Source organism: Streptomyces sp. S3(2020), assembly GCF_013044505.1.
Taxonomy (GTDB): Bacteria; Actinomycetota; Actinomycetes; order Streptomycetales; family Streptomycetaceae; genus Streptomyces.
The window spans coordinates 1-4,791 of the sequence record NZ_JABERD010000384.1; the positions used below are offsets into that span (position 1 = coordinate 1).

Here is a 4,791-nt window from a genome sequence, read left to right on the forward strand (position 1 = left end):
GGGCCGGGTGGGGGTGCGAGGTGCAGCTCGGTGGAGCCGCCGGCGGATGCGGAGATCGCCAGCCGTAGGTCGGCCATGTCCGCGTCCAGCGTGTACGGCCCCGTCGCGAGGGTTGCCGTCGATTCACCCGACGCCAACGCGGGCAGCAGGCGTTTCGCCGGACCCCGGTCGGCCAGGCCCGCCAGGAGGGTCGCCGCCGCCACCGTCTCCACCAGTGGGCCGGGTACCACGTGCCGGCCCAACTCGACGAAGGCCAGGGTGAGTTCCACGGGGCGCGGGCCCAGGCCCTCGTATGCCTCCGGAACCGCCAGTGCGAAGACCCCGGCCTTCGCGATACGTGACCACAGCGCGCGCCCGCCCGTGTGGTCACCGCGGCTCCAGTCCCGGACGACCCTCGGGGTGTCCGCCGCCTTGAGCATGGCGTCCAGCGAGGTGGCGAACGCGCGCTGCTCGGCGTCGGGCAGGAACCTCATCACCGGCGTCCCTTCGGCAGGCCGAGCAGGCGCTCGGCGATGATGTCGCGCTGGATCTCGTTGGTGCCCGCGTAGACGGGGCCGGCGAGGGAGAAGACGTAGCGCTCGGACCAGTCCGTGTCCGCCAACTCGCCCTCCGGGCCCAGGAGATCCAGGGCCGTCTCCGTCAGCGCGATGTCGTACTCCGACCAGAAGACCTTGTTGAGGCTGGACTCCGGGCCCAGTGACGCGCCGTCCAGGAAGCGGGAGGCCGCCGCGAAGGTGAAGAGCCGGTAGGCGCGGGCCCCGATCAGCGCGTCCGCCACGCGGTCGCTCGCGTGCGCCGGGCGGCCCCGGTCCTCCCACAGGCGGTGCAGACGGTCCGCGGCGGCCAGGAAACGGCCGGGGGAGCGGAGCTTCAGCCCCCGTTCGTTGCCCGCCGTCGACATCGCGATCCGCCACCCCTGCCCCGGCTCCCCGATCACGTCCTCGTCCGGCACGAACACCTCGTCGAGGAAGAGTTCGGCGAAGGCCGGCTTGCCGTCCAGACGGGCGATCGGGCGGACCGTGACGCCGGGGGCGCGGAGGTCGAACATCACGTACGTCAGGCCCTGGTGCGGCTTCGGGGCGTCCGGGTTGCTGCGGAACAGACCGAACGCACGGTCCGCGAAGGCCGCCCGCGACGACCACGTCTTCTGCCCGCTCAAGCGCCAGCCGCCCGCCGTACGGACCGCCCTGGAACGCAGGGACGCCAGGTCCGAACCCGCCTCCGGCTCCGACCACGCCTGCGCCCAGACCACCTCGCCACCGGCCATCGACGGCAGCACACGCGCGCGTTGCTCCGGTGTGCCATGGTCGAAGAGGGTCGGCGCGAGCAGGCTGATGCCGTTCTGGTTGACGCGTCCGGGGGCGCCCGCCGCGTAGTACTCCTCCTCGAACAGCAGCCAGCGGACCAGCCCCGCGTCCCGGCCGCCGTACTCCGTCGGCCAGTCGACCACCGACCAGCGCTCCGCGGCCAGTTCGGCCTCCCAAGCGCGGTGCGCCGCGAAGCCCTCCGCCGTCTCCAGGGAGGGCAGCGGAGCGGGCGGAACACGGGCGGTCAGCCAGGCGCGGGCCTCGGCCCGGAAGTCCTCCTCTTCCCGCGTGAAGGCGAGGTCCATCGGCAACAGCCCTTCGACGGTGCTTCCCTAACAAGTGTTTGGTAGGTTAGCGTGGCCCTATGACAGGCGTCGAGACTCCGGCGTACGAGCCGGGGCACGCACTGCTGAGCGGGCGCACCGCCGTGATCACCGCGGCGGCCGGCGCCGGCATCGGCGGTGCCACCGCGCGGCGGTTCCTGGAGGAGGGCGCGCGGGTGCTGATCAGCGACGCGCACCCGCGGCGCCTCAAGGAGCACGAGGCCCGGCTGGCGGCGGAGTTCGGCGCGGACTCGGTGGCCGCGACACCCTGTGACGTGACCGACGAGACGCAGGTACGGGCCCTGTTCGACACCGCCGTGGCGGCACACGGACGCCTCGACGTCGTCGTCAACAACGCCGGGCTCGGCGGGACCGCACCTGTCGTCGACATGTCCGACGACCAGTGGTCGCGTGTCCTGGACGTCACCCTGACCGGCACCTTCCGGTGCACCCGGGCCGCACTGCGGCTGATGCGGGACTCCGGCACCGGCGTCATCGTCAACAACGCCTCCGTCGTCGGCTGGCGCGCCCAGGCGGGGCAGGCGCACTACGCCGCCGCGAAGGCGGGCGTCATGGCGCTGACCCGGTGCGCGGCCCTGGAGGCTGCCGAGTTCGGGGTGCGCGTCAACGCGGTCGCTCCGAGCCTCGCCATGCATCCGCACCTGGCGAAGGTGACCACACCGGAGCTGCTGGCGGAGCTGACCGCGCGGGAGGCGTTCGGGCGGTACGCCGAACCCTGGGAGGTGGCCAACGTGATCGTGTTCCTGGCGTCCGGCTACTCCTCGTACATGACCGGTGAGGTCGTCGCCGTCAGCAGCCAACACCCCTGACGGCCGGAGCGTCCAGAATGATGTCGTGCCGACCAAGAAGAAGCCTCAGGTGACCCCCGCCGCGCCCGCCCGCCGCCGGGAACTCCTCGACACCGCCGCCGAGGTCTTCGCCGAACAGGGCTACAACGCCACCACCGTCCGCAAGATCGCGGACCACGCGGGCATGCTCGCGGGCAGCCTCTACTACCACTTCGACTCCAAGGAGTCGATGCTGGAGGAGATCCTGCGGACCTTCCTCGACGAGCTCTGGGACGGCTACGACACCGTCCTGGCCGCCGGACTCGGGCCCCGCGAGACGCTGGAGGCCCTGGTCACCGAGTCGTTCCGGGAGATCGACCGGCACCGCGCCGCCGTCGCGATCTACCAGAAGGAGAGCAGACAGCTGGTCGCGCAGGAGCGGTTCGGGTTTCTCGCCGAGTCGCAGCGCAAGTTCGAGAAGGCCTGGCTGTCCACGCTGGAGCACGGGGTCGCGGCCGAGGTGTTCCGGGCCGACCTCGACATCCGGCTCACCTACCGGTTTGTGCGCGACACCGTCTGGGTCGCCGCGTCCTGGTACCGGCCCGGCGGACAGCACAGCCCGGAGGAGATCGCCCGGCAGTACCTGTCGATGGTGCTGGACGGGATCGCCGTACGCGAATAACCCCTATCTGGCAGGGAGTTGGCATGGCCGAGGCCTACATCGTCGAAGCGGTCCGTACACCGGTCGGGCGGCGCAAGGGAGGGCTCAGCGGGGTCCATCCGGCCGACCTGGGCGCACATGTGCTCAAAGAGCTGGTGGCACGGGCGGGGATGGACCCGGCGGCCGTCGAGGACGTCGTCTTCGGCTGTCTGGACGCGGTGGGTCCGCAGGCCGGGGACATCGCGCGGACCTGCTGGCTGGCGGCCGGGCTGCCCGAGGAGGTGCCGGGCGTGACCGTGGACCGGCAGTGCGGCTCCTCCCAGCAGGCGGTGCACTTCGCGGCGCAGGGCGTGCTGTCGGGGACGCAGGACCTGGTGGTCGCGGGCGGGGTGCAGAACATGTCCCTGATCCCCATCGCCTTCGCCACCCGGCAGGCCGCCGAGCCGCTCGGGCTGACCCAGGGCCCCTTCGCGGGCAGTGAGGGCTGGCAGGCGCGGTACGGGGGCAAGCCGGTGAACCAGTTCGTCGGCGCCGAGATGATCGCCGCGAAGTGGGGGATCAGCCGGCAGGACCAGGAGGAGTTCGCGCTGCGCTCCCACCAGCGGGCTGTGCGGGCGATCGACGAGGGGCGCTTCGAGCGGGAGACCGTCGCCTACGGGGACGTCCAGGCCGACGAGGGCCCGCGCCGGGACACCTCGCTGGAGAAGATGGCCGCGCTGAAGCCGGTCGTCGACGGCGGCACCGTCACCGCCGCGTGCTCCTCCCAGGTCTCGGACGGGGCGGCGGCCATGCTGCTCGCCTCGGAGCGGGCGGTGCGCGAACACGGCCTGACGCCACGCGCCCGCGTGCACCACCTCTCGGTGCGCGGCGAGGACCCGATCCGCATGCTGACGGCGCCGATACCCGCCACCGCCCACGCCCTCAAGAAGACCGGCCTCTCCATCCACGACATCGACCTCGTCGAGATCAACGAGGCCTTCGCCCCGGTCGTCCTGGCCTGGCTGAAGGAGACCGGCGCGGATCCGGAGAAGGTCAACGTCAACGGGGGCGCGATCGCCCTGGGGCATCCGCTGGGCGCGACCGGCGTCAAGCTGATGACGACGCTGCTGCACGAACTGGAGCGCACGGGTGGGAGGTTCGGGTTGCAGACGATGTGTGAGGGTGGCGGGCAGGCGAACGTGACGATCATCGAGAGGCTCTGAGGTTCTCCCGTACCTCCTCGGCCTCCTTCATGATCCGCTCCACCAGCTCCGCGCACGACGGCAGGTCGTCGATCACCCCGGCGACCTGCCCCGAGGCCATGACGCCGAGATCCGTACGGCCGTCCACCATCGCCGACTTGAGAAGCATGGGGGTGTTCGCGGCGAGGAGGACCTGGCTCCAGGTGAGGTCCTTGCCGTGTTTCAGGGCGAGGCCGTCGCGGAGCATCTGGCGCCAGGTGAGTCCGGACAGACGGCGGAAACCGGTGGCGTGGCGGACCGCCCGCAGCAGGGCCCTCGCGCGGCCGGAGTTCTCCAAACCGGTCACCAGGTCCGTACGCAGCATGCGATGCGGCAGACCGTCCACCGCACGGGTCACCGTCACGTCCTTCACCGTCGCCGCCAGATAGCGCGCCTTCACCGCGTCCGGCACCGTCGACTCCGAGGTGAGCAGGAACCGAGTGCCCATCGCGACGCCCGCCGCCCCGTACGCCAGCGCGCCCGCGTCCGCGA

Annotated in this window: 6 protein-coding genes; 3 read left to right on the plus strand and 3 right to left on the minus strand. The window is 71.8% G+C overall.

All coding sequences use genetic code 11. The features are described 5' to 3' along the window. Positions 1-473: acyl-CoA dehydrogenase family protein (locus tag HLK59_RS48145; RefSeq protein WP_171148014.1), on the minus strand; the 473-nt coding region annotated here is incomplete at its 3' end. Then, entirely contained in the window at positions 473-1,612 is a 1,140-nt protein-coding gene (locus HLK59_RS48150; RefSeq protein ID WP_171148015.1) for an acyl-CoA dehydrogenase family protein, read from the minus strand. The genes HLK59_RS48150 and HLK59_RS48145, both read right to left, overlap by 1 nt. Positions 1,613-1,671: 59 nt before the next feature. Between HLK59_RS48150 and HLK59_RS48155 the strand changes: the two genes are divergently transcribed. Genes HLK59_RS48155 through HLK59_RS48165 form a run of 3 tightly spaced genes read left to right on the plus strand, consistent with a single transcriptional unit; the run spans position 1,672 to position 4,281 of the window. Further along, a complete protein-coding gene (locus HLK59_RS48155; RefSeq protein WP_171148016.1) occupies positions 1,672-2,460 on the plus strand; it encodes an SDR family oxidoreductase in 789 nt (262 codons plus the stop codon). 25 nt (positions 2,461-2,485) lie between these two features. Then, on the plus strand, positions 2,486-3,100 hold the full coding sequence (locus HLK59_RS48160; protein ID WP_171148017.1) for a TetR family transcriptional regulator: 615 nt from the start codon (positions 2,486-2,488) through the stop codon (positions 3,098-3,100). Positions 3,101-3,123: 23 nt separating this feature from the next. Then, entirely contained in the window at positions 3,124-4,281 is a 1,158-nt protein-coding gene (locus HLK59_RS48165; protein ID WP_171148018.1) for an acetyl-CoA C-acetyltransferase, read from the plus strand. Here HLK59_RS48165 and HLK59_RS48170 read toward each other — a convergent pair. Then, the coding region (locus HLK59_RS48170; RefSeq protein ID WP_171148019.1) for a nitronate monooxygenase at positions 4,265-4,791 on the minus strand (527 nt) is incomplete at its 5' end. The two genes, HLK59_RS48165 and HLK59_RS48170, sit on opposite strands and share 17 nt — an antisense overlap.

Bases quoted from the DNA above. Each gene is read 5' to 3' on its own strand.
- HLK59_RS48150 (WP_171148015.1), bottom strand. From the start codon at position 1,612: ATGGACCTCGCCTTCACGCGGGAAGAGGAGGACTTCCGGGCCGAGGCC.
- HLK59_RS48155 (WP_171148016.1), top strand. From the start codon at position 1,672: ATGACAGGCGTCGAGACTCCGGCGTACGAGCCGGGGCACGCACTGCTG.
- HLK59_RS48165 (WP_171148018.1), top strand. From the start codon at position 3,124: ATGGCCGAGGCCTACATCGTCGAAGCGGTCCGTACACCGGTCGGGCGG.